This is a genomic window from Streptomyces sp. NBC_00224, from assembly GCF_041435195.1.
Taxonomy (GTDB): domain Bacteria; phylum Actinomycetota; class Actinomycetes; order Streptomycetales; family Streptomycetaceae; genus Streptomyces.
In genome coordinates this window covers 1,866,719-1,888,318 of record NZ_CP108106.1, presented here as the reverse complement: position 1 = coordinate 1,888,318, position 21,600 = coordinate 1,866,719, and the positions used below count along the sequence as shown (strand labels likewise).

15 protein-coding genes and 1 pseudogene are annotated in these 21,600 nt (G+C 70.5%); 5 read left to right on the top strand and 11 right to left on the bottom strand.

Features of this window, described 5'->3' with window-relative positions; translation table 11 throughout:
- Positions 1–13: 13 nt before the first annotated feature.
- From OG965_RS08385 to OG965_RS08365, 5 genes are all read right to left on the bottom strand, one after another.
- Positions 14–2,872, bottom strand: a complete 2,859-nt coding sequence (locus OG965_RS08385; RefSeq protein WP_371650742.1) for an NHLP bacteriocin export ABC transporter permease/ATPase subunit — start codon at positions 2,870–2,872, stop codon at positions 14–16.
- A 1-nt stretch (position 2,873) separates the two neighbouring features.
- Complete coding sequence (locus OG965_RS08380; protein WP_371650740.1) at positions 2,874–5,147, bottom strand: NHLP family bacteriocin export ABC transporter peptidase/permease/ATPase subunit; 2,274 nt, start codon at positions 5,145–5,147, stop codon at positions 2,874–2,876.
- Positions 5,144–5,950, bottom strand: coding sequence for a hypothetical protein (locus OG965_RS08375; RefSeq protein WP_371650738.1), 807 nt, complete (start codon positions 5,948–5,950; stop codon positions 5,144–5,146). The genes OG965_RS08380 and OG965_RS08375 overlap by 4 nt, the downstream gene beginning before the upstream one ends.
- 74 nt (positions 5,951–6,024) lie before the next feature.
- A complete protein-coding gene (locus tag OG965_RS08370) occupies positions 6,025–6,252 on the bottom strand; it encodes a type A2 lantipeptide (protein WP_101387136.1) in 228 nt (75 codons plus the stop codon).
- A 381-nt stretch (positions 6,253–6,633) separates the two neighbouring features.
- The gene (locus tag OG965_RS08365) at positions 6,634–7,686 is read right to left on the bottom strand and encodes a chitinase (RefSeq protein ID WP_371650736.1); all 1,053 of its coding nucleotides are present in this window, start codon (positions 7,684–7,686) and stop codon (positions 6,634–6,636) included.
- Between the two features lie 195 nt (positions 7,687–7,881).
- Here OG965_RS08365 and OG965_RS08360 point away from each other — a divergent pair, with 195 nt between their 5' ends.
- Positions 7,882–8,883 (top strand): tellurite resistance/C4-dicarboxylate transporter family protein, encoded by a 1,002-nt coding sequence (locus tag OG965_RS08360; RefSeq protein WP_371650734.1) that lies wholly within the window; start codon positions 7,882–7,884, stop codon positions 8,881–8,883.
- Here OG965_RS08360 and OG965_RS08355 read toward each other — a convergent pair.
- The 3 genes from OG965_RS08355 to OG965_RS08345 form a co-directional block, all read right to left on the bottom strand.
- Complete coding sequence (locus OG965_RS08355) at positions 8,867–9,190, bottom strand: cupin (protein ID WP_371650732.1); 324 nt, start codon at positions 9,188–9,190, stop codon at positions 8,867–8,869. The two genes, OG965_RS08360 and OG965_RS08355, sit on opposite strands and share 17 nt — an antisense overlap.
- Positions 9,191–9,337: 147 nt before the next feature.
- Complete coding sequence (locus OG965_RS08350) at positions 9,338–10,036, bottom strand: type 1 glutamine amidotransferase domain-containing protein (protein WP_371650730.1); 699 nt, start codon at positions 10,034–10,036, stop codon at positions 9,338–9,340.
- 176 nt (positions 10,037–10,212) lie between these two features.
- The gene (locus OG965_RS08345) at positions 10,213–10,728 is read right to left on the bottom strand and encodes an Lrp/AsnC family transcriptional regulator (protein WP_371650728.1); all 516 of its coding nucleotides are present in this window, start codon (positions 10,726–10,728) and stop codon (positions 10,213–10,215) included.
- A 279-nt stretch (positions 10,729–11,007) separates the two neighbouring features.
- On the opposite strand from OG965_RS08345, the pseudogene OG965_RS08340 reads away from it, so the two are divergent.
- The 4 genes and pseudogenes from OG965_RS08340 to OG965_RS08325 form a co-directional block, all read left to right on the top strand.
- A pseudogene (locus OG965_RS08340) lies at positions 11,008–11,895 on the top strand (FUSC family protein); the annotation flags it as partial.
- Between the two features lie 163 nt (positions 11,896–12,058).
- Positions 12,059–13,558 (top strand): FUSC family protein, encoded by a 1,500-nt coding sequence (locus tag OG965_RS08335; protein WP_371650726.1) that lies wholly within the window; start codon positions 12,059–12,061, stop codon positions 13,556–13,558.
- A gap of 1,581 nt (positions 13,559–15,139) precedes the next feature.
- Complete coding sequence (locus tag OG965_RS08330) at positions 15,140–15,610, top strand: hypothetical protein (RefSeq protein WP_371650724.1); 471 nt, start codon at positions 15,140–15,142, stop codon at positions 15,608–15,610.
- 9 nt (positions 15,611–15,619) lie between these two features.
- Positions 15,620–16,606: a hypothetical protein gene (locus tag OG965_RS08325; RefSeq protein ID WP_371650722.1), complete on the top strand. Its 987-nt coding sequence runs from the start codon at positions 15,620–15,622 to the stop codon at positions 16,604–16,606.
- Between the two features lie 469 nt (positions 16,607–17,075).
- On the opposite strand, the gene OG965_RS08320 is transcribed toward OG965_RS08325, so the two are convergent.
- The 3 genes from OG965_RS08320 to OG965_RS08310 form a co-directional block, all read right to left on the bottom strand.
- The gene (locus OG965_RS08320; RefSeq protein WP_371656887.1) at positions 17,076–19,064 is read right to left on the bottom strand and encodes an APC family permease; all 1,989 of its coding nucleotides are present in this window, start codon (positions 19,062–19,064) and stop codon (positions 17,076–17,078) included.
- A 135-nt stretch (positions 19,065–19,199) separates the two neighbouring features.
- A complete protein-coding gene (locus OG965_RS08315) occupies positions 19,200–19,751 on the bottom strand; it encodes a hypothetical protein (RefSeq protein WP_371650720.1) in 552 nt (183 codons plus the stop codon).
- An 88-nt stretch (positions 19,752–19,839) separates the two neighbouring features.
- Entirely contained in the window at positions 19,840–21,402 is a 1,563-nt protein-coding gene (locus OG965_RS08310; protein WP_371650717.1) for a Na+/H+ antiporter, read from the bottom strand.
- Positions 21,403–21,600: the final 198 nt, after the last annotated feature.

The window sequence follows — 21,600 nt, the reverse complement described above, 5'->3', positions numbered from 1 at the left end:
CGGACGACGGCCGCTACCTCAACTGCCGCCGCACCAGCTCGTGGAGCCGCCCGCCCGTGTCCGCCAGGAGCTCGGCGGGCGGCCCCTGCTGTACGACGCGGCCCTCCGACATCACGATCACGCGGTCGGCGTCAAGCACCGTGGAGAGCCGGTGGGCGATCACGACGCGGGTGGCGTCCAGGGCACGGGTGCTCTCGATGACGACGCGCTGGGTCTCGTTGTCGAGCGCGCTGGTCGCTTCGTCGAAGAAGAGGATGCGGGGGCGCCGGACCAGGGCCTGGGCGATCATCAGCCGCTGGCGCTGACCGCCGGAGACCGCACCGCCATTGGCGATCATGGTGTGCAGGCCCATCGGCATGCGCTTGATGTCCTCGGCGAGCCCCGCCATCGCGGCCGCCTCCCACACCTCTTCCTGGGTGAACGCCTCCGCACCGCAGACGCACTCCAGGATCGACCCGCTGAGCGGCTGGGCGTGCTGGAGGACCACGCCGCACTGGCGGCGCACGGCCGCCCGGTCGAGCGCCGACAGGTCCTGCCCGTCGTACAGGACACTGCCCGCCACCGGCCGGTCGAAGCCGATCAGCAGCCTCAGCAGGGTGGACTTGCCGCAGCCGCTGGGGCCGACGATCGCCACGAACTCGCCGGGCCGCACCTTCAGGGACACCTCGTCCAGGACCAGCGGGCCGTCGTCGGTGTAGCGGAAGGAGAGGCCCCGGGCCTCGATCTCGCCGGACAGCGCGCCGGGCTGGGTGCCGGTGCCGCGCACCTCGGGCGCCTCGTCGAGCACCGGCTTGATCTGTTCGAACATCGGCAGCGCGGCGGCCGCCGACAGGAACGCCCCGGTGAGCTGGGTGACCGAGGTCAGCAGCATGGTCACCGAGGTGTTGAAGGTCAGGAAGGCACCGGCCGACAGCGACCCGCGCGCCGGGCCCGCGAGCAGGACGAACATCACCAGCGAACACAGCGGCAGATAGACGGCGTTGAGCACCGTCGTCACGTTCTTGATCCGGTCCGCCCGCTGCTGGAGCTCCCGGCTGCGGGCGAACTCCCGCGCCCACGCCCCGTACGCGAAGCTCTCCGCCGCGGCGACCCGCAGCTTGGGCAGCCCGCGCAGGGTCTGGAACGCCTGGTTGTTGAGCTTGTTGCCGAGCTCGACCAGGCGGCGCTGCCAGCGCAGCTCCCAGATGCCCAGGGCGAGGAACACCGCCGCGATCACCGCGAGCATCCCGAGCGCGGTCAGGGCGAGCGGCACGCTGAAGCAGAGCAGCAGTACGAGGTTCATCGCACCGACCGTGCCCGCCTGGACCACGACCGGCGTCAGCCCGGACAGCACCCGGCGAATGGCGCTCACCCCCATCGCCGCGCTCGCCAGTTCACCGGTGGAGCGCTCGGTGAAGAACTTCGTCGGCAGCCTCAACAGCCGGTCCCACACGGCCGGTTGGAGCGTGCTCTCGATACGCCCCTCCATCCGCAGCAGGGTCAGGTTCTGCAGCAGTGAGAAGGCCGCCGCGACGACGCCGCTGACGATGATCGCCAGCGAGACCTGGCCGATGAGGCTGGTCTCGGCCCGGGGCACGTACACCCCTAGCACCTGGCCGGTGGCGAGCGGCACCAGCGCGCCGAGCCCGACCGTCACCAGCCCGGCGAGGACCAGGTTGCGCAGATCGGGACGGGTGCCGCGGAGTCCGAACCGCAGCAGCCCCCACTTGCTCAGCGGCGTCTCGGGCAGCGGCCGGTAGAACATGGCGGCCCGCTGCTCGAACTCCTCGGCGTTGGCCGCGCCGACCCGGGTGCGCCGACCGGTCGCCGGGTTCACCGCCTCGTACCCGCCGCGCCGCCACAGCAGGGCGACCGGCGCTCCGCTCGCCGCCCGGTGGCCCACCAGGGGACCGGCGTTCTCGCTCCACCAGCTTCCGTCGAGCCGCACCGGGCGGGTCCGGATCCGGGAGGCGACCGCCACCTGCTCGACGGGGTCGATCCGCTCGCTCACCGCGCCGCTCCTGGACGGCTCCGTGAGTGTGATCCCGGCCGCGCGCGCGACCAGGGCGCACACCGCGTACGTGGCGTCGTCGCTCGCCCCGGCCGTGCGCGAAGGCGTTCTGCCGGGGCGGCCGATGGAGGTCAGCAGGGCCCGGTCGGCTTCGTCGCGGACGGCCTCGCCCGCCTTGATGCCGGCCGCCGTGCGGTCCTCGTGGGCGCGCTCCATGCGCTCGATCCAGCGGTCGAGCGTGGTCAGCAGCCGGTGCTGCCGGTTGACCATGCCCTGCCACAGTTCCCCGTCGACCAGCAGGTCCCCGGCCGCCTCGGCGCTGAACGCGGCGCCGTACTGGACGCTGCCGGGGGAGACCGGCAGCCACAGGACGTCGTCGTCGGCCACCGGCTCGTCGAACGTCGTACGGCCGTCCAGCGGCGCCTCGAACAGCACGCGCTGGCCGCGTCCGACACCGAGGGAAAAGGCGTGTTCGAGCAGGCTGAGGGCCGCGTCCCCGGTGTCGTAGTGGCTGCCGTAGCCGCCCTCGTACGCCACCGATTCGGCGTACGAGGACCGGTACAGCTCCCGCAGCGGGATCCGGCGCAGTACGCACTCGCGCAGGGGCCTGCCGATGAGGGTGTGCTGGGGTCCCTCCACCGGGCCGAGCAGCAGTGTGCCGGGTTCGAGGCGGCCGAGGAAGTGCCAGTGGCCCTGCGCCGCCGCGTCCACCGCGAACAGGTCGAGGGCGCCGCCCACGACGAGCCACAGCACCTGCGGCCCCTCCAGGGAGAAGCCGCGCAGACCGGTGCAGTCGACCTCCTGGCCGAGGCTGCCGAGAGCGGCCAGGACCGGGTCGTGCCCGAGCGCGCCCGGGTCGGCGAGACCGTGTGCGGACGTCACCTCAGTGCTCCTTGACCAGCTCGGCGTACGCCCCGCCCGCCGCGAGGAGTTCCTCGTGCCGGCCGCGCTCCACGACGGCGCCGTGGTCCAGGACCACGATCTCGTCGCTGTCGCGGACCGTGCTCAGCCGGTGGGCGATCACGACGCAGGCGCAGCCGCGCCGGCGCAGATTGTCGATGATGACCTGCTCGGTCTCCGCGTCCAGGGCGCTGGTGACCTCGTCGAGGACCAGGATGCTGGGGCGGCGTACCAGGGCGCGGGCGATCTCCAGGCGCTGGCGCTGCCCGCCGGAGAAGTTGCGGCCGTCCTGCTCGACCCGGCCGTGGATGCCTCCCGGGCGGCGGGCGACGACCTCGTACAGGGCCGCGTCCTGAAGAGCGGCGACGACCGCGTCGTCCGGAACCGACGGGTCCCACAGCGCCACGTTGTCCCGCACGGTGCCCTCGAAGAGGAAGACGTCCTGGTCGACGAAGGAGACCGAGGCGGCGAGCGCGCTGCGGGAGATGTCCTCCAGGCGCTGCCCGTCGATGCGGATCGTGCCCTCCCACGGCGTGTAGAGGCCCGAAATGAGCCGGGACACCGTCGACTTGCCGCTGCCGGAGCCGCCGACGAGCGCCACCTGCTGCCCCGGCCCCACGGACAGCGAGAAGCCGGTGAGCAGCGGCGCGTCCAGCGGGCTGTAGCCGAAGGTGATGTCGTCGAGCGTCACATGGCCCTTGAGCCTGCGGGTGCTGTGCTCCGGCCCGTCGCGTGTGTACAGCGCGTCCACCGGGAAGTTCTCCACGTCCTTGAGGCGGGCCACATCCGCCGCGAAGTCCTGGATCCGGCCCGCCACCGAGTTCAGCCGGGTGACCGGCGCGGTGAAGCGGGTCACCAGCGCCTGGAACGCCACGAGCAGCCCGATCGAGAGGTGCCCCTCGACCGCCCGCAGCCCGCCGATCCACAGGATCAGCGCGCTGTTGAGCGTGGCGAGCAGCGGGGCGACGACGCCCAGCCACGCGCTCGGCACCCCGAGGCGCTGCTGCTCCTCCAGGGTGGTGGCGTGCTGCCCCGCCCAGCGGCGGAAGTAGCCGTCCTCGCCACCGGTCGCCTTCATCGTCTCGATCAACTGGAGGCCGGTGTACGAGGTGTTGGTCAGCCGGGCACTGTCGGCCCGCAGCTTCTGGGTACGGGTGGCCCGCAGGCGCACCACCACACGCATCGCGACCACGTTGAGCAGCGCGATACCCACCCCGATGACGGTGAGCTGCGGGTCGTAGGTCCACAGCAGGAAGGCGTAGAGCAGCACCACGACGCCGTCGACGCCCGCCGCGGTGAGGTCGCGGGCCAGGGTCTCGGCCACCGCGTCGTTGGACTGGAGCCGCTGGACGAGGTCGGCGGGGCTGCGCTGGGCGAAGAACGTCACCGGCAGCCGGAGCAGGTGCCGGAAGAAGCGGGCGCCGCCGAGCGTCGACGAGATCATGCGCCCGCGCAGCAGGTTGGCCTGCTGGAGCCAGGTCAGCGCGGCGGTGAGCGCCACCATGGTGCCCATGGCCGTGAACAGCACGCCCAGCAGGGAGGTCTGATCACCGATCAGAAAGGTGTCGATGTAGGTGCGGCTCAGCGCGGGCAGCGTCGCTCCGACCGCCACGAGCAGCAGGCTGGCGAGGAGCGCGACCAGCATCGTGCCGGTGGTGCCCCGCAGCCGCGCGGGCAGCGCGCCGAGCACCCCGGGCCGGCGGCCGCCGCGCCGGAATCCGTCACCTGGTTCGAGGACCAGGACGACACCGGTGAAGCTGGTGTCGAAGTCCTCGGCGGGCACGAACCTGCGGCCCTTGTCGGGGTCGTTGATGTACACGCCCCGCCGCCCGAAGCGGCGGCCGATGCCGTCGTAGACGACGTAGTGGTTGAACTCCCAGAACAGGATGGCGGGCGCGCGCACCTCCGCCAGCGCGGCGGGCTCCATCTGCATGCCCTTGGCCGTGAGCCCGTAACTGCGGGCGGCCTTCAGTACGTTGCTGGCCCGCGAGCCGTCGCGCGAGACGCCGCACGCGATGCGCAGCTCCTCCAGCGGCACATGGCGGCCGTGGTGCGCGAGCACCATCGCCAGCGAGGCGGCGCCGCACTCCAGGGCCTCCATCTGGAGGACGGTGGGGCTGCGCACGGTCCTCGCCCGCTTCGCCTTCGGCGCCTGCCGGGCACGGCGCCTGCCCGCCGGTGCGCTCTCGGGGCGGTGGCGGCCGCGGCCGGGGGGCGGGAGCTGCGGGGGCGCGGAGGAGGCGGGTGGTGCGGTCACGGGAGGAGCCAATCGAGGGGACGCTGGTCGGCCAGGTGGACGGAGCCGGTGGCCGGGGTCATGGAGTCGACCGCGTACGGCGGGCCCTGGGCCGAGGACCAGCGGTAGCCGGACTTCGTGGCGGCCGAGCGGTCCAGCTCCACCAGGACCGCGACCGGCCTGCCCTGCCGCGAGAACTGCTCGCCGAGCTGGGCGTCGCCGAGGAAGGCGGCGATCCGCTCGCGGGTCTGGGCGCCGCGGCCGACGGCCGCCACCCTGCCCCGCAGCACCCCGTACTGTCCGCTGGGCACGGACTGGACGGTGAGGTCGACGGGCGCGCCCACCGGGACGGAGGCGCCGCCGCCACCCGGTACGTACAGCATCGCCATCAGCGGGTCGTCGGCGCCGCCGGTCCGCTCGACGCTCGCCACGTCGGCCCCGGTGGCGACGACCGCGCCGATGGCGGCCCGGAGCGTGGTCAGCCGGCCCGCCGCGATGGCGCGGACGACCCGGTCGCCTTGCTCGGTGCGGACCTTGAGCAGCGGCGCTCCGGCGGCGAGGGCCTCGCCCTCCTTCGCGAGCACACCGGTGACCTGTCCGGCCACGGGGCTCTGCAGGACGTAGCTGCCCTGGGCGTGGGTGAGGATGCCGGGCGCGCTCAGGGTGGAGGAGACCGATCCGGTCACCGCCCAGAAGCAGGCGGCGGCCATGACGGCCACGGTGACGGCGAGGACGAGCCGCCCCTGCGGGCGCGCGAAACGCACCGGCAGGTCGAGTTCCTCCGGTGACTGGAGCTTGGAAAGGGCCTGTTGACGAAATTGCACGGGACTCTGCCCTTACCTGGGAACGAATGCGGGGAGCCCCGGAACCGAGCGGGTTCCGGGGCTCGCGCGCAGTCTCAGAGACCGGCGACGAGGCCGGAGGCCAGACCGGTGACGGCGCCGGTGTTCACGCCGGTGGTCGACTCGACCAGACCCGTGACCGAGCCCACGATGCCCGAGACCGGGAGGAGCGAGTCGGCGGTGCCGGTCACGTTGCCGAGCGCGGTGCCGACGAGGCCGCCGGACACGTTGTCGAGGTCGGCGTCGGAGATCTCGCGGGTCTCGACCTGGGGGGTGATGTTCATGGGGAAACTGCCCTTCGTATTGGGGGGAATGGTGTGGGGGGAATCCCTGCGGAGAGAGCCCGTCAGGGGGGCTCCGCATGGGCCAGGATCAAAGCACGCCGACCTGGCGCCCAGCCAATCCCACCGCGCCTGATCAGGCCTTCTCCCGGTCTGGATTACCGCCCCGTGCAGGTCCGTTGAGGAATCGGTGGCAGCTTCTTCACGAGTTTCACTTCATGAATTCCGTTCGGCCGGGCGCCCTTTCTCCCAAGTGGGACACTCCGGCCCTTAAGCCGCCGGCCCGCCGGGGGCGGAGCCGGCCCGGGCGGGCCCGACGTGACTGGTTCGGGCATGCGGTGTGCAGGTTTGCGGAAGATGGGGTTCCGCAGTGGAGTAACAAAATCAGCGTCCTTGCAGCGCCTTCACGTTGTTGCCGAACGTCCAGCCCTTGGACCCGTCCCAGTTGATCGACCAGGTCATCAGGCCCTTCAGCGCGCCGCCGTAGCGGTTCCACGCCTGCGACACCAGGCTCGGCGCCATATAGCCGCCCCCGGCGCCCGGCTGCGCGGGCAGGCCCGGGACCTGCTTGTCGTAGGGGACCCGGATGGTGGTGCCCTGGACGACCAGGCCCTTGTTGAGGCAGTCCGTCTGGGCGGTGAAGCCCTGGACGGTTCCCGCCGAGTACGAGTCGCCGGAGCAGCCGTACATGCTGCCGTTGTAGTACTGCATGTTCAGCCACCACAGCCGGCCGTTGTCCGCGTATTTCTTCACGATGGGCAGATATGCGCCCCAGATCGACCCGTATGCGACGCTGCCGCCCGTGACGTATGCGGTCTCCGGCGCCATCGTGAGCCCGAAGTTCGAGGGCATTTGGGCGAGGACGCCATCAATGATGCGGACCAGGTTCGCCTGGGAGGTGGAGAGTTGGCCGATATTTCCGCTGCCCACCAGACCGGTCTCGATGTCGATGTCGATTCCGTCGAAGTTGTACTTCTTGAGGATGGGTACGACCGTCGCGACGAACCTGTCCGCGACCGCACTGGAGCTCAGGTCGATCCCGGCCGCCGCCCCGCCGATGGACAGCAGGATCGTCTGCCCGGACTCCTTGGCCGCGCACATCTGTGCCGGGGTGGCGACCTTCACGGTCGCGTCCATCCCGTCCTCCCACAGCGCGGTGCCGTCGGAGCGGATGACGGGGAACGCCGCGTTGATGACGTTGTAACCGTGCGCGGCGATACGGGAGTCGGTGATCGGGGTCCAGCCGAACGGCGGGTGGACGCCGTTGGAGGCGCCGTCCCAGTTCTCCCAGTAGCCCTGGAGCACCTTGCCCGCGGGCTTCGACTTCACCGCGCAGGTGTCGCCCTGGGGTGCGGCGGGCGCGGCCGCGGCGGGCAACTGCGCGGCGAGTGCCAGCGTCAGGCCCGCTCCCGCGAGACGTAACATCCGACCGAGCATGGGGGTACCTCCTGGGCTGTGGGGAACCTGGAGACGTACGGGTCCGGTTGCGGTACGGGGTCCGGCTGCGCCACACCGTAAAGTGGTCCAGACCTTCCGTCAATAGGTCTGGACCAAGCTGGGACGGGTGTCCCCGATGGTCTTCTTGGCGCATCCGAGTGGCGGGCCCGGCGGCCGCCGCGTACCGATGGCACGGTGACCCGTCCTCCCGGCCCCTGGTGGGCCGAACTCCCCCCGGCGGCCGGCTCCGCCGTCATGGCGACCGGCATCGTCTCCATCGGTCTGCACCTCGTCGGCCACGAGACCTTCTCGCGCGCCGCCCTCGCGCTGGCCGGCGCCGTGTGGGTGGTGCTCGCCGCCGACTTCTCGGCCCGGTTCCTGCGCGACCGCCCGCGCTGGCACGCGGAGGCCGACACCCCGCCCGCCCTGACGGCCGTCGCGGCCACGGCCGTGCTGGGCACCCGGCTCTCGGCGCTCGGCTGGCAGCCGGCGGCCGCCGCCCTGCTCGCGCTGGCCGCCGCGCTCTGGCCCGGACTGCTGTACTCGGTCGTACGCCACTGGAAGCGGCGGATGCCCGGCGGGGCGTTCCTGGTGTGCGTCGCCACCCAGGGGCTCGCGGTGCCGGCGGCCACGCTCGCCGCCATGGGCGAGGGCGACTGGCTCGCCCGGGCGGCCCTCGTGGTCTTCTGCCTCGGGGTGCTGCTCTACGGGGAGGCGCTGGTCCGGTTCGACTTCCGGCAGGTGTGGACCGGGGCGGGCGACCAGTGGATCGCGGGCGGCGCACTGGCGATCTCGGCGCTGGCCGGCTCGAAGCTGACCGCGTCGCCGCTGTGGACCGGGGACGCCCACCACGCCCTGCGCACGGCCACCCTGGTCCTGCTCGGCCTCGGTCTCGCCTGGTACGCCGTCCTGCTGACGGCGGAGGTGGTCAGACCCCGGCCGCACTACGACGTACGGCGCTGGGCGACCGTCTTCCCGCTGGGGATGACGGCCGTGGCCGCGCTGTCCACCGCCGCGGCCGCGCACGTCAAGGGGCTGCACACGCTGGGCGTGGTGCTTTTGTGGGTCGCGGTGGCGGCGTGGCTGCTGACGCTGGCCGGTTTCCTGGTGACCAGGGCGGGCGGGGGAGCCGGGCGGGCGCCGGGGAACGGCGCCTCCGCGACCGCCACGGAACCCGCCGCTACGCCACCACGGTGACGGCCGTCAGGAGCACCGCCGAGTCCTCCAGGGCCAGCAGGCCGTGGCGCTCCTTGGGGATCTCGCAGAGCTCGCCCGCGCGGAGCTCCTTGTTGCCGCTGTTGGACGTCAGCCGTACATGGCCGCGCAGCACCTGAAGAGTGGCCGAGAGCGGCGCGTTGTGCTCGTCGAGCTCGGAGTCCGAGGTCAGCGCGATCACGCTCTGCCGCAGCGCGCCGTCGTGCACGATGAGATGGGCGCTGCGGCCGTGTGAGGCGAGGCGTGCCTTGGCCAGGTGCTCCTCCGCGAGCGCTGCGAGGTCCTGCATGGGTCTGCCCCCTTGCTGAGCTGGCTGAGCCGGATGGCTGTGCTCCGATTCCGTACGGGCGTCTTCCGTACGGGTGTCGTCCTCAAGACTTCCGGCTCCCGGGCGGGACGCAACTCGGGGGCCGGAAGCAGCGAGGTCCCCCAGGCGTCAGGCGGCCAGCCGCTTCAGGAGCTCGGCGGCCAGCGGACCGGCGGAAGCCGGGTTCTGCCCGGTAACCAGATTGCGGTCGGTGACCACGTGCGGGGCCCACGGCTCGCCCTCCTGGAAGTCGGCGCCGAACTCCACCAGACGGTCCTGGAGCAGCCACTTCGCCTTGTCCGCGAGGCCCGCCTGGGTCTCCTCGGCGTTGCTGAAGCCGGTCAGCCGGTAGCCCGCGAACGCGTTGGAGCCGTCCTGGCCGGTCGCGGCGAGCAGTGCGGCCGGGGCGTGGCACACCACGCCGAGCGGCTTGCCCGAGGCGAGCGCGTCGGTCAGCAGCCTGCCGGAGTCGGCGTTGACCGCCAGGTCCTCCATCGGGCCGTGGCCGCCGGGGTAGAACACCGCGTCGTACGCGTCGAGGTCGACCTCCGCCAGCTTCACCGGGCGCCGGAGCTCGTCCATCGAGTCCAGCGTCTTGGCGATGCGGTCGGCGTTCTCCTGGCCGCCGTTGACCTCGGCGGCGAGGCTGCCCTTGTCGACGGGCGGGACGACCCCGCCGGGCGTGGCGACCACGATCTCGTGGCCCGCGCCGGTGAACGCCTCGTACGGGGCGACGGCCTCCTCCGCCCAGAAGCCGGTCGGGTGCTTGCTGCCGTCGGCGAGCGTCCACTGGTCGGCGCCGGTCATCACGAAAAGGATCTTTGCCATGTCACATGTCTCCGAGGGGAGTCGGGCCGGGCCGGGATGCCGGGGCGGCCCGGGGAAGGTGCGGGCTGCGGCGCCGCGGGCCCGGTGGGCCCGCGCGCCGATGTCCTCGAACGTAGACCCGTCTTCGTTGGGCGGCCAATGGAGAACCGCATGGCAGGTATGGGAAATCCGATGGGTCAGCGGGAATGCGCGCCGGTGCCGCTCTCCTGCTCCTTCTGCGCTCCGGCAGCCCGCCCCACCGCCTCCACCAGCGGCAGCAGCCGGTGCGGCACCCGCTCGCGCAGGGCCACCTCGGTGCGGGTGCGCACCACGCCCGGGAGCTGGATCAGGCGCTGGATGACGTCTTCGAGATGACCGGCGTCCCGGGCCACGACGCGGGTCAGCAGATCGCCGCCGCCGGTGATCGAGAACGCCTCGACGATCTCCGGAACGGCCGCGAGCGCGTCGCCCACCTCGTCGAGATGGCCCTGGGTGACCTCGACGTGGACGAACGCGAGGACGGGGTGGCCGAGGGCCGCGGGGGAGAGGAACGGGCCCGTCCCGGTGATCACCCCGTCCCGCTCCAGGCGGTCGAGCCGCGCCTGCAGCGTGCCGCGCGCGACGCCGAGCAGTCGTGCGTACTCCCGCACGCTGGTGCGCGGCCGCTCGATGAGGAGCCGCAGGATCCGGGTGTCGAGCGCGTCCACCGCCATGGTCCGTCGGTCCCTTCCTGGTCCTGTCGTACGCGTTTCAACTGTACCAATGGTCCAGTCGAAACGAGAGCAGTTGAGCCAGTGTCACTGCGGATGCTTTCCTCTGTACGTAGCAAGTAGATGGCGCTGCGCAGCGCCGGGCGGCGACGACGCCGGTCCCGGACCGCGGCGCCTTTGCCATGTCCGAAGCCGTCGTGCGGCCGCTGCGCACCCGCGCACGGCAAGCCGAAGAGGGTGTCTGCTCCAGCGAAGGGGGGCGCGGCGACCGCCGTGAAGAGGATGTTTGTGGCTCCGGATCCGGAGCTGTTGCGACTGAGGGTCTCCGTACGCGCCGTCCTGGGGATCAGTCTGGCGGTCACCGCCGCCGAGCTCTGCGGCATGTCCCTGCCCGCCTCCATCACCGCGGGCCTCGCCGCGCTCCTCGCCCTCTTCACCGTCGGCGACGCCACCGTCCGGGCCCAGGCGCTCACCACCGCGCTCCTCCCGGCCGTGGGCTTCCCCGTACTCGCCCTGGCCACCGCACTGCACGGCACTCCGCTGCTGCGCGACACCGCCTGGCTCGCCGTGGTCTTCGCCGGGGTGTACGCCCGCCGCTGGGGCCCGCGCGGCCACGCGCTCGGCATCTTCGGCTTCATGATGTTCTTCACGACCCAGTTCCTGCACGCCGTCCCGGCGCAACTGCCCGAGCTGTACGGGGCGATCGCGCTGGCGATCACCGCCTCCGCGCTGGTCCGCTTCGGCGTGTGGTGCATCGAGCGGCGCACCCCGCCGCCCGCCGCACCGGCCCCGCTCAGCGGCCGTGGCCTTGCCCGGCCCACCACCCGCCAGGCCTTCCAGGCGACGGCGGCCTGTGCCATCGCGGTCGCGGCGGGCCAGTTCCTGTCGGACGAGCGCTGGTACTGGGCCGTCGGCACGGCCTGGTGGATCTTCGTGAACACAGCGTCGCGGGGCGAGACCCTGGTCCGCGGCTTCCGGCGGGTGCTCGGCACGGTCGCGGGCATCGCGGCCGGTCTGCTCGTCGCCCTGCCGCTGCACGGCGCGCCCGCGCCGACGGCCGCGCTGGTCGCCGTCTGCGTCTTCGGGATCTTCTACACGGCGGCGCCGTCGTACAGCTGGATGATGTTCTTCGTAGTGTCAACCGGGCGGGTCGCGGGGGTGGCGGGCCTGGGGCGTGTTTTCGCAGATCAGGCACGGTTTTCTTGGCGTCGCTTGATGTGCGGGTGTGGGCCTCTTCGGCAGTCTGTGGGTGGACGGATGCTGACCCTTTGCTGACTTTCCTGACTGTCTGTCAGTTTCGTGGGTTGATCGTTTCGGGTGTCAGGGAGGTGTCGTGCTGAAGCGGGTGTTCGTCGCGCCGGATCCGGGGCGGCTGCGGTTGCGCAGCGCTGCGCGGGGTGTCCTGGGTGTCGCTCTGGCGGTGACGGTGTCGGATCTGGCGACGCATTCGCTGCCGGCGGCGATCGCCGGCGGGCTTGCCGCGCTTCTGGCTTTGTTCACGGTGACCGATTCGTCGGTGCGGGGGCAGGCGGTCACGACGGCCCTGTTGCCGGTGGCGGGTTTCCCGGTACTGGCTCTCGCGGCGGTGCTGCACGAATTCCCGTGGGCGCGGGATGGGGCCTTCGTGGCTGTCCTGGGCGCGGGAATGTATGCCCGCCGGTGGGGCCCGCGAGGCCACTCTCTGGGGACCTTCGCGTTCATGATGTTCTTCGCGGCCCAGTTCCTGCACGCGGTGCCGGGTCAGTTGCCGGAGCTTTATGGGGCGGTGGCCCTTGCCCTGCTGGCGTCCTCGACGGTGCGCTTTGGCCTGTGGTGTTACGAGAGGCGGCTGTCACCGGCCGCTGTGGCGGTGGTGGCGCCGGGCGGTACGGGTTTTGCCCGGGTGACCACGCGCCAGGCGGTCCAGGGAATGGCAGGCGGCGCCTTTGCTCTGCTGGTGGGGCAGCTGGTGTCGCACGAGCGCTGGTACTGGGCTGTGGGTGCGGTGTGGTGGATTTTCGTGAACACCACCTCGCGCGGCGAGACCCTGGTTCGCGGTTTCCGCAGGGTCCTGGGGACCGTGATCGGTATCGCCATCGGCCTGGTGATCGCTGTTCCGCTGGACGGAGCCGGCGCTCCGACCGCGGCGCTCGTCGCGGTCTGCGTGTTCGGCATCTTCTATACGGCCGCGGTGTCGTATACGTGGATGATGCTGGCGGTGACGGTGATGGCCGGCCTGTTGTACGGCCTGCTGGGAGTGCTGAATCCGGGACTGCTCGCTCTGCGGGTGATGGAGACGGGGGTGGGCGCGCTGGGAGCGGCGCTGGCTGTGCTGTTGGTGCTGCCGGTGACCACGCACGCCACCACCGACGCATGGATCCAGCGCGCCCTGCACTGCGTCCACGCCTGCACGTCTGAAGCCGCGGCCCGCCTGGCCGGCTCGCCGACTGCGGATCCGGCCCGGTATGTCGCTGAACTGGAGCTGCTGCTGGGGCGGGTGAGGCTCTCGGTGGCCCCGCTGGTGCACCCGTTCACCCCGCTGCGAGCCCGTAAATCACGGGCCCGTCAGGTGATCGAGCTGCTGGACCAGTGCGCGCAGGAGGTGCGGGGCCTGGCCTCGGTTGCGGCGGATCCGGATGCTTCCCACGACGCGCGGCTCGCCGCTGCCTGCTGGCGAGTGGAGGCAGCAGTGAAGGCACTGACCACGCCCGAAGCAGCACGAAGCGAGATCGACGCACCCGTTGCCGCACCGCATCCTTCCGGCGGCGAACTGGCTCTGGCTCATCTGCATGGCCTGGAGCAGGCGCTGAAAGCACTCGCCGTACCCTTGCGCGCCCCCGTCGCCCCCGCCTGACGGCGGCCGGACCCCGTGAGGATCACCGGGCTCGTGCACGGTGACAGCTCCCACTACGCGCTGGTGCTTCAGCGAGCGGTGCAGTCGGCCAGGGGCCTGGAACGTGCGGGCATCTGCCAGGGGTCTGCATGCTCTGCTTGGAATCGATCCGCTTTGGGTCCCGTTGTGTTGCGAGCGCGGTGCTGACCTCGGTACTACATGGCGCAGGTAGGCGGAAGCGGTTTGTGCGGTCCAGGTGGTCCAGGCAGCGGGCGTAGGAGCAGGTCAGGGCCTTCCGGTCCAGTGGCGTCAAAGGTTTTGGTAAGACGCGTGTGATAGCGCGTGAGAGGGGAGGCACTCCCGTCGGTTTGTTCCGGCGGGGGTCTCTGCGTTCGGGGACGGCCCCCGGTGAAGTGCTCGACGCGGACTCGTTGTGCTCCGGCTCACCGCCTTCGACTGTGTGGGGAGGGCAGCGGTGACGACGCGGGTGTTGTGGCCGCTGGGGTCTCCGGCGCCTTCCTCTGCCAGAACGCCGTCGCCCGGCAGCTGGTCACCGAGACCAGGGCTCGGGCCGACGGGCGCCAGGCCACAAGCAGGCAGGAAGCGGAGGGCGTACTGCGGCAGGCTGTGGACGAGATCCAGTCACAGCGCCGTCACATCGGCGAGCTCAGAGGCGTATGTGATGGGACGCCATGGCTCTGGGGCCGGGTGTGCGCGGGGGACCATGAGGGGCGTATCGGTGCTGGTTCGAGGGCCAATTTTTGGAGGGCGGCACGGGGCTGTCTGAGTTGCACCGTTCAGGGTATTTTGCGGGCCAGGTGCTGACTCCCGTGCTGGTTTGGTGCTGACCTGAAACCGCATGTCAGCACCCCTGATCAACGCTCCCGTGCTGACTTGGTGCTGACTACGCAACGTAGAACTCGACCTTCAACGGATCGCACGCCGCAGTGGACCAAGGCAATGTGGGGATGCTGGCCCGCGCAGCCGCAGAGGCAGCGGGGTCAATCCCGCGGTGCGGATCGCAGTCCGCCCCAACCGTGGCCGGGTCGGTCAGGTAAGCGGGTCCCCGCAGACGAAGAACCCGACATGCCACAGGGCCACCGGGCGCGGTGCACCGTCGTCTTCTCCAGGCCCCAGCTGGCGCACGACCGCGGGGCCTTCAACGGTCGGCCGGATGGCTGCTCGATGACCCTGAACCTGAAGCGCGCCGCGCCATCCGGCACGTCTAGCTGCCGCCGATGCACAACGCCCAGTGAGAGCTGGCCTCCAGTGCAGGCAATGGCTGTGCCTGATTCTCGCCGTCGAACTTGCAACCGAGCAGGCCATCAGCATTGCCGCAAGGCCCCCGTCCCCAACCAAGTCGAGAAGCGCGCCGATTCGTAAAGGGCTGGACCGCCATGTCGAGACTGGGCTCCGTTTTGAGCCACACCGACACATAGTGAATCCGGCCGCACAGCCGCAGTTGGGACCCCCGGCGCGCGCCGTAGACGAACGCCCCTACAGAGATGCGGCTGTATGGGCTCTGATGACGCTTGGTACGTTGGAAGTACAGAGTTGATGATCAAAGAGGTAACTGGACTGAGTGACGGGTGGTGGGGACCCATGTCGTTCGAGGACGAATGGGTTGAACTCAAGGGTTCCGCGGCAGAGAAGACGGCAGCGATGCGACTCGCTGGCGCATCGAGCTCGTCCCAAGGCGGCGGTCCTGATTCCGGCGATCTGGTCGTACACAGCGACGACTTGGGCAAGGTGGGGCATGAAGCCTTTCTTCTGCATGGCCGCCTCCTCAAGGCCGGCAACGTAACCCGAGGGGCGCAAGGCTCCGGTGCAACAGCCGAAGCCGCCGCTGCACTTGGTCACGAGGGCTTCACCATGGGGTCCGAGTTGACTACCACGGTTGAGACGTGGAACTCCCAGCTGAAGACGCTTCTGCAAGCGTGCGCCCATATCTCCAACCATCTCGACTATTCAGTCGCGGCTCACGCCAGTGACGACGCGTGGGTCGCCGCAAGTCTGAAACACAGAACCGGGGCTCCTGCTTCTGTCTCCGAGATCTCCAAGTACTTCGGCTGAGGGGGCGCCATGGGCGGCATCACATACGGCGGCATCATGCGGTTGGACCTGGGCAAGCTGGGCAAGGCGGTCGATGACTGGAAGGACATGGTGGCCGAGCTCGACACGCTCGCGAAGGATGCCGGCGACGGCCTGGTCAAGTACGCCGATGGCGCACAGTGGGCCGGTCAGAACGCGGACGTGACGAAGGGCTTCGTTCGTAAGACCGCCCGCGAGTTCCAAGACGCCCATACAGAAGCCACGAGCATCTGGACCGTTCTCGACGAAGCCCATACGGATCTCACCTGGGCGCGGCAATCCATCGAGGAAGCCACGGAGTACGCGCGCAAAGCAGGCATCACCGTTGTCGACAAGGGGGACGGCACGGTCAGTTGCATCTTCTCCGTCTGCGCTGCCGGGGACGCTCAGCCGACGGACAAGGACCGCGCGGACAAGCAGGAGCGGGAGGACTACATCAATTCCCTCATCGCCCGCGCGCAGGAGACGGACGCAGCCGCAGGCCGTGCGCTGAAGAAGAGCCATGGCGGCGATGAGCACAACTTCGGCCACGCCAAGTACACGTCCGTGAATGAGGTCCGCAGAGAGCAGCATCTCCCCTCGGACGAACCGGCGGAGACCAAGACGGATAAGTGGGGCGGCGGGACCGTCAAGCCGGTGGCCGAGTTCTTCAGCTATCGCTCGTGGATGAACGGCGCCGATGCCGGCCTCCACGGGCAATGGGGCAAGGCTTGGGACGGCTTCATGGGAGGCGCACCGTCCTGGTCCGGCGGACTCGTCAGCAAGGGCCTGGAGAAGAACATCGGCGGTGGAGGGCTGCACCGGAAGCCGTCGGCCGTCAATCTCCTTGGCAAGGCAGGTGGGAAGATCTTTGGGGCTCCAGTGGCGATCATTGCCACTGGAATCGACTACTACTACACGCCGCCGGGTGGGAACAGGGAGCCCGGTGATACCAAGGTGGTCGCCCCCGGGGCACCAGGTCGAGTGAGGTACAAGTGACGCACGCACGCGAGCAGGGCGCTCCTCAACCGCCACGGAAACGGCGGCCGAGGCGGTGGCTCTGGCGACCGAGGGACCACCGGTCGCTCCTTCTGGGAATCGGTGCCGCGGTCATCGGGATCACTGGGGCAGTCAGAGGAGTGATCGAGGGGGCATCGGTACTTGAGGTGCTCGCACTAATGGGGGTCGGCGCTCTCGGAGTCACGCTCGCAGTCGCGTTCATCGTCACGTACGCCAGCGAAAAGCGGTAACCGCAGCCACCCGCACACGTGCGGTTGTACGGGTTATTGATCTGGGAGGGGCGGGACGACGACGTGCTCCACGCTGAAGGAGTCCTCTCGGCGAGTCACACCGTGGAGTGTGAGCTCGTGGCGGCCGTTCAGGATTCGTACGGCCGCCCGACCATCAGCCCGGGGTCGCTTCGGTGTCGGGCCCCCTGAGATCGTGCTGGTGCTGGGTGCCGGATGTGTCAGACGCGTCCGGCCGGTGTGTCGCTTCCGCGCCCCGCCGCCGGCTCGCCGCGCCGGACCGAGCCGGGGGCGCGGGCGGCGGGGTGGTCGGCGTGGGCGGCGGAGGTGAGTTGCCAGGGGACGCTGGTGACCATGACGCCCGGGGTGAAGAGGAGGCGGCTCTTGAGCCAGAGCGCGGACTGGTTGTGCAGCAGGTTCTCCCACCAGTGGCCCACGACGTATTCGGGGATGAACACGGCGACCACGTCGCGCGGGCTCTCGCGGCGCATCGACTTCACGTACTCGACGACCGGCTTGGTGATCTCGCGGTAGGGGGAGGCGAGGATCTTCAGGGGCACGTTGACGTCGAGGTCCTGCCAGCGGCGCTGGAGGTCCTCCGTCTCGCCCTTGTCGACCGCGACAGTGAGGGCTTCGAGCTGGTGCGGTCTGAAGGCGCGCGCGTACGACAGGGCCCGCAGGGTCGGCTTGTGGATGGTCGACACGAGGACCACCGCCAGGACTCGGGAGGGCGGGACGAGTTCGGCGCGCGGGTCGTCGACCGCGAGCTCGGCGGCGGTGTGGTCGTAGTGGCGGCGGATGCCGCGCATCATCACCCACAGGACGATCGCGGCCAGCACCGCGAGCCAGGCGCCCTGGGTGAACTTGGTGATCAGGACGATGACCAGGACCAGGCCGGTGACGCACGCGCCTAGCGCGTTGACCACGCGTGCGGACTGGTGGCGGCGGCGCACGGCCGGGTCGGGCTCGGTACGCAGGGCGCGGTTCCAATGCCGGACCATGCCAAGCTGGGAGAGCGTGAAGGAGGTGAACACGCCCAGGATGTAGAGGTGGATGAGGCTGGTGACGTCCGCCTTGTACGTCCACAGCAGCGCTCCGGCGACGATCGCGAGGGCGAGGATGCCGTTGGAGAATGCGAGCCGGTCGCCGCGGTTGTGCAGTTGGCGGGGCAGGTAGCGGTGCTGGGCCAGGATCGAGGAGAGCAGCGGGAAGCCGTTGAACGCGGTGTTCGCCGCCAGGATCAGCACCAGGGCGGTGGCCGCCTGGATGAAGTAGAAGCCGATGCTGTTGTCGCCGCCGAAGACCGACTCGGCGAGCTGGGCGATGACCGTCTTTTGGGTGAAGCTGTCGCAGTCGCCGCCGATGCCGGTCAGCCGGCAGGAGTCCTCGGTGATGTGGACCTTCGCGACGATCGCCAGCGTCGTCACGCCGACGAACATCACGACCGCGATGATGCCCATGGAGGCCATGGTGCTCGCCGCGTTCTTCGACTTGGGCTTGCGGAACGCCGGTACGCCGTTGGAGATCGCCTCCACACCCGTCAGCGCGGTACAGCCGCTGGAGAAGGCGCGCAACACCAGCATCAGCAGGGCCAGACCCGTCAGGTTCTGGTCGCCGGACTCCGGCGTGATGCCGTACGCGGCCGATTCGGCCACCGGTGCGTCGCCGAGGAGGTAGCGGATCAGGCCGGTGCCGACCATGATCAGGACGCCGCCGATGAAGAGGTAGGTGGGTGCGGCGAAGGCGCGGCCGGACTCGCGTACGCCGCGCAGGTTCGTCGCGGTCAGGATCGCCACGAAGCAGAGCGCCAGCAGCACGCGGTGGTCGGCCAGCGACGGCAGCGCCGAGATGATGTTGTCGACACCGGAGGCGACCGAGACGGCCACCGTCATCACGTAGTCGACCAGCAGGGACGCGGCCACGACCAGTCCCGCCGACGGGCCGAGGTTGGTCGAGACGACCTCGTAGGAGCCACCGCCGCTGGGGTACGCGTGCACGACCTGCCGATACGACAGCACCACGACCGTCATCAGGGCGACCACGGCGGCAGCGATCCACGGAGTGAAGTGGAGGTACGCGAGGCCGCCCAGGGTCAGGACGAGGAGGATCTCCTGGGTCGCGTAGGCGACGGAGGAGAGCGGGTCGGAGGCGAAGATCGGCAGGGCGAGCCGCTTGGGCAGCAGGGTCTCGCCCAGTTCTTCGCTGCGCATGGCGCGGCCGATCACGAGGCGCTTGAGGACGCCGGTCACGTTGAGCACGTCGCGAGCGTACGAACGGCGGCGGGCATGTGCCCGTTAAGAGGCCGTCAAGGTTCCTGAAGATCCGCAGGAATCAGGAGGAAACGCCTAGTCCAGTCCGGAGATCTTAAACACATGGCGGGCCGTCTCGCCGTCGACGCGTGCGGCCATCTGGCGCAGTGCCGTCTCGCCGCAGCAGAGCGTGCCGCGCGCCATGCTCGTACGGGCGTCCTCGTCCAGGACGTGCCACAGCGGCGGGTTGGCGACGAGCACCCTCGGGTCGATCTCGGCGCGGTTGCCTTCGGCGTCGCGGAGCACGAGGCGCTGCGCGACGCCGTCGGACCAGCGGACCGAGACCAGCCGGTCGGTGCGCACCTCGCAGCAGCTGATCAGCTTGCGGGAGACCAGGCTGCCCCGGCCGGCGGACACCCGGGCGGGCCACAGCACCGCGAACAGCAGGACGGCCAGGCCCAGCCACAGTGCCGCCCGCAGGTCGGTGAGGGTTCCGGCGCCCGTATCGATCGCCAGGAGCAGCCCGAGGAGCAGGGCCGCACAGCCGACCGCCGCCCGGGCCTCCCCGGCCCATGTGGTGTCGTACGCGAGGGGCTCCGGGAGATCGCGTCGTTGCCCCGCCCGTTCCCGGGCCGTCCGTCTTCCCATAACGGGACCGTATGCACTGGGGAGTGGGGCTGTCGTGCGTCACCCGCCGGTTTTGACGCCGGGCATACGGCATTCTGACGCCCGCGCGTCAGGCGTCCGCCAGGCGCGCCTCTTCCAGGTCGAGTGAGCGCTGGAGGCGGCGGCGGGTGGTGTCGCTGATGCGGTGGTCGTCGTACAGGCGCTGGAGTTCGGCGGCCTCTTCGAGGATGAGGTCGCGGCGCAGCTGGCGGTAGACGTGTTCGGCGGACTCGGCCGAGCCGTCGGGGTCGCCGAGGCGCTCGCGGGCGTGTTCCTGGCGGGCTTCGAGTGCTCGGCGCAGGCGGTCGGCGACGACTTCGGGTACGGCTTCGAGTTCGGCGATCTCGTCCAGGCGCCGCATTCCGGCGTCCGCGAGGTTCAGGCGGGCGTGCGCCTCCTCGCGTTCGGTGTGGTCGGGTTCGAGGGCGATGCCGGAGCGGCGGACGACTGCGGCGAGTGAGAAGCCCTGCCCGACCAGGGTCACCACGACCACGGAGGTGGTGAGGACGAGGACCAGGGGGCGTCCGGGCAGCGTGGTGCCGTCGGCGGCGGCGACTGGGATGGAGAGCGCGGCCGCGAGGGGCATCACCCCCCGGGTGCCGGCCCAGGAAAGGACCACCGGGACCCGCCAGTTGGTCGGTGTCTGGCCCTTGCGTTGGAGCAGGGCGGACAGCGGGAAGATCCACAGCATTCGGACCGCGATCAGGGTGGCGGCGAGGGCGAGGGCGTACAGCGGCCACAGTCGGTCTCCGTCGCCCAGTTCGCGTATCAGACCGGGCAGCGAGAGTCCTATGAGGCTGAAGACCACGCTCTCCAGGAGGAACACCACCGTGCCGTAGACCGCGTGGAGTTGGAGGCGGATGCGGGCGCTGGTCAGCCGGTCCGAGCGGCCGCCGAGAAGCACGCCGGCCACCACCACCGATGTGACGCCGGAGGTGTGGGCCGCCTCGGCGAGGACGTACGCGGCGTACGGAGTGACCAGCGCGATCACTGTCTCCAGGACCGGGTCCTCGGTGCGGCGCCGGATCAGCACCACCACACCCGCCGCTGCCGCTCCGATCAGGGTGCCGCCGCCCGCGAGGACCGCGAACTCGCCGCCCGCGCCCGCCCAGGAGACGGTCGAGGAGGCTACGGCGACACTCACCGCGACCTTGAACAGCACCAGCGAGGTGGCGTCGTTGAACAGGCTCTCGGCCTGTACGAGGACCTGCACCTTGGGCGGCAGGGCGAGGCGCCGGCCCAGTGCGGTGACCGCCACCGGGTCGGTGCTGGCCAGGACCGCGCCGAGGACCAGGGCCATCTGCCAGGACAGCGGAGTCAGGACCGAGGCGACGTAGCCGACGATCGCGGCGGACGCCAGGACCAGGCCGATCGCCAGGACGCTCACCGGCTTCCACACCACGCGCAGCTCGCGCCAGGAGATCTCCTCCGCGCTGGCGTACAGCAGCGGCGGCAGCACCACGAGGCCGATGATCTCGGGGGTGATGTGTATCTCCGGGGTACCGGGCAGCAGGGCGACGGTCAGACCGGCCACGACGAGGAGCGAGGGCGCGGGGATGCGCCAGCGGCGGGCACCGGTGGCCACGATCGTGGCGAGCACCACGAGAAACAGGACCGTACCAACGCCGCGCATGCCGCCCCCTGGAACCCCAGAACAGAAACGGGCCCGTCCGGCCCGTAACGCCGACCAGACTTCCCGGCACACCGCCTTCACCTTATCGACCGGTGGAATATCAGGACGACGTCAAGGAAATGCCGGTCGGCGACAGGGAGGCGTCAAGGCGCATGTCCGGCAGGGGCCGGTAGGGGTTCGCTGAGTGGGGCGCCTGTT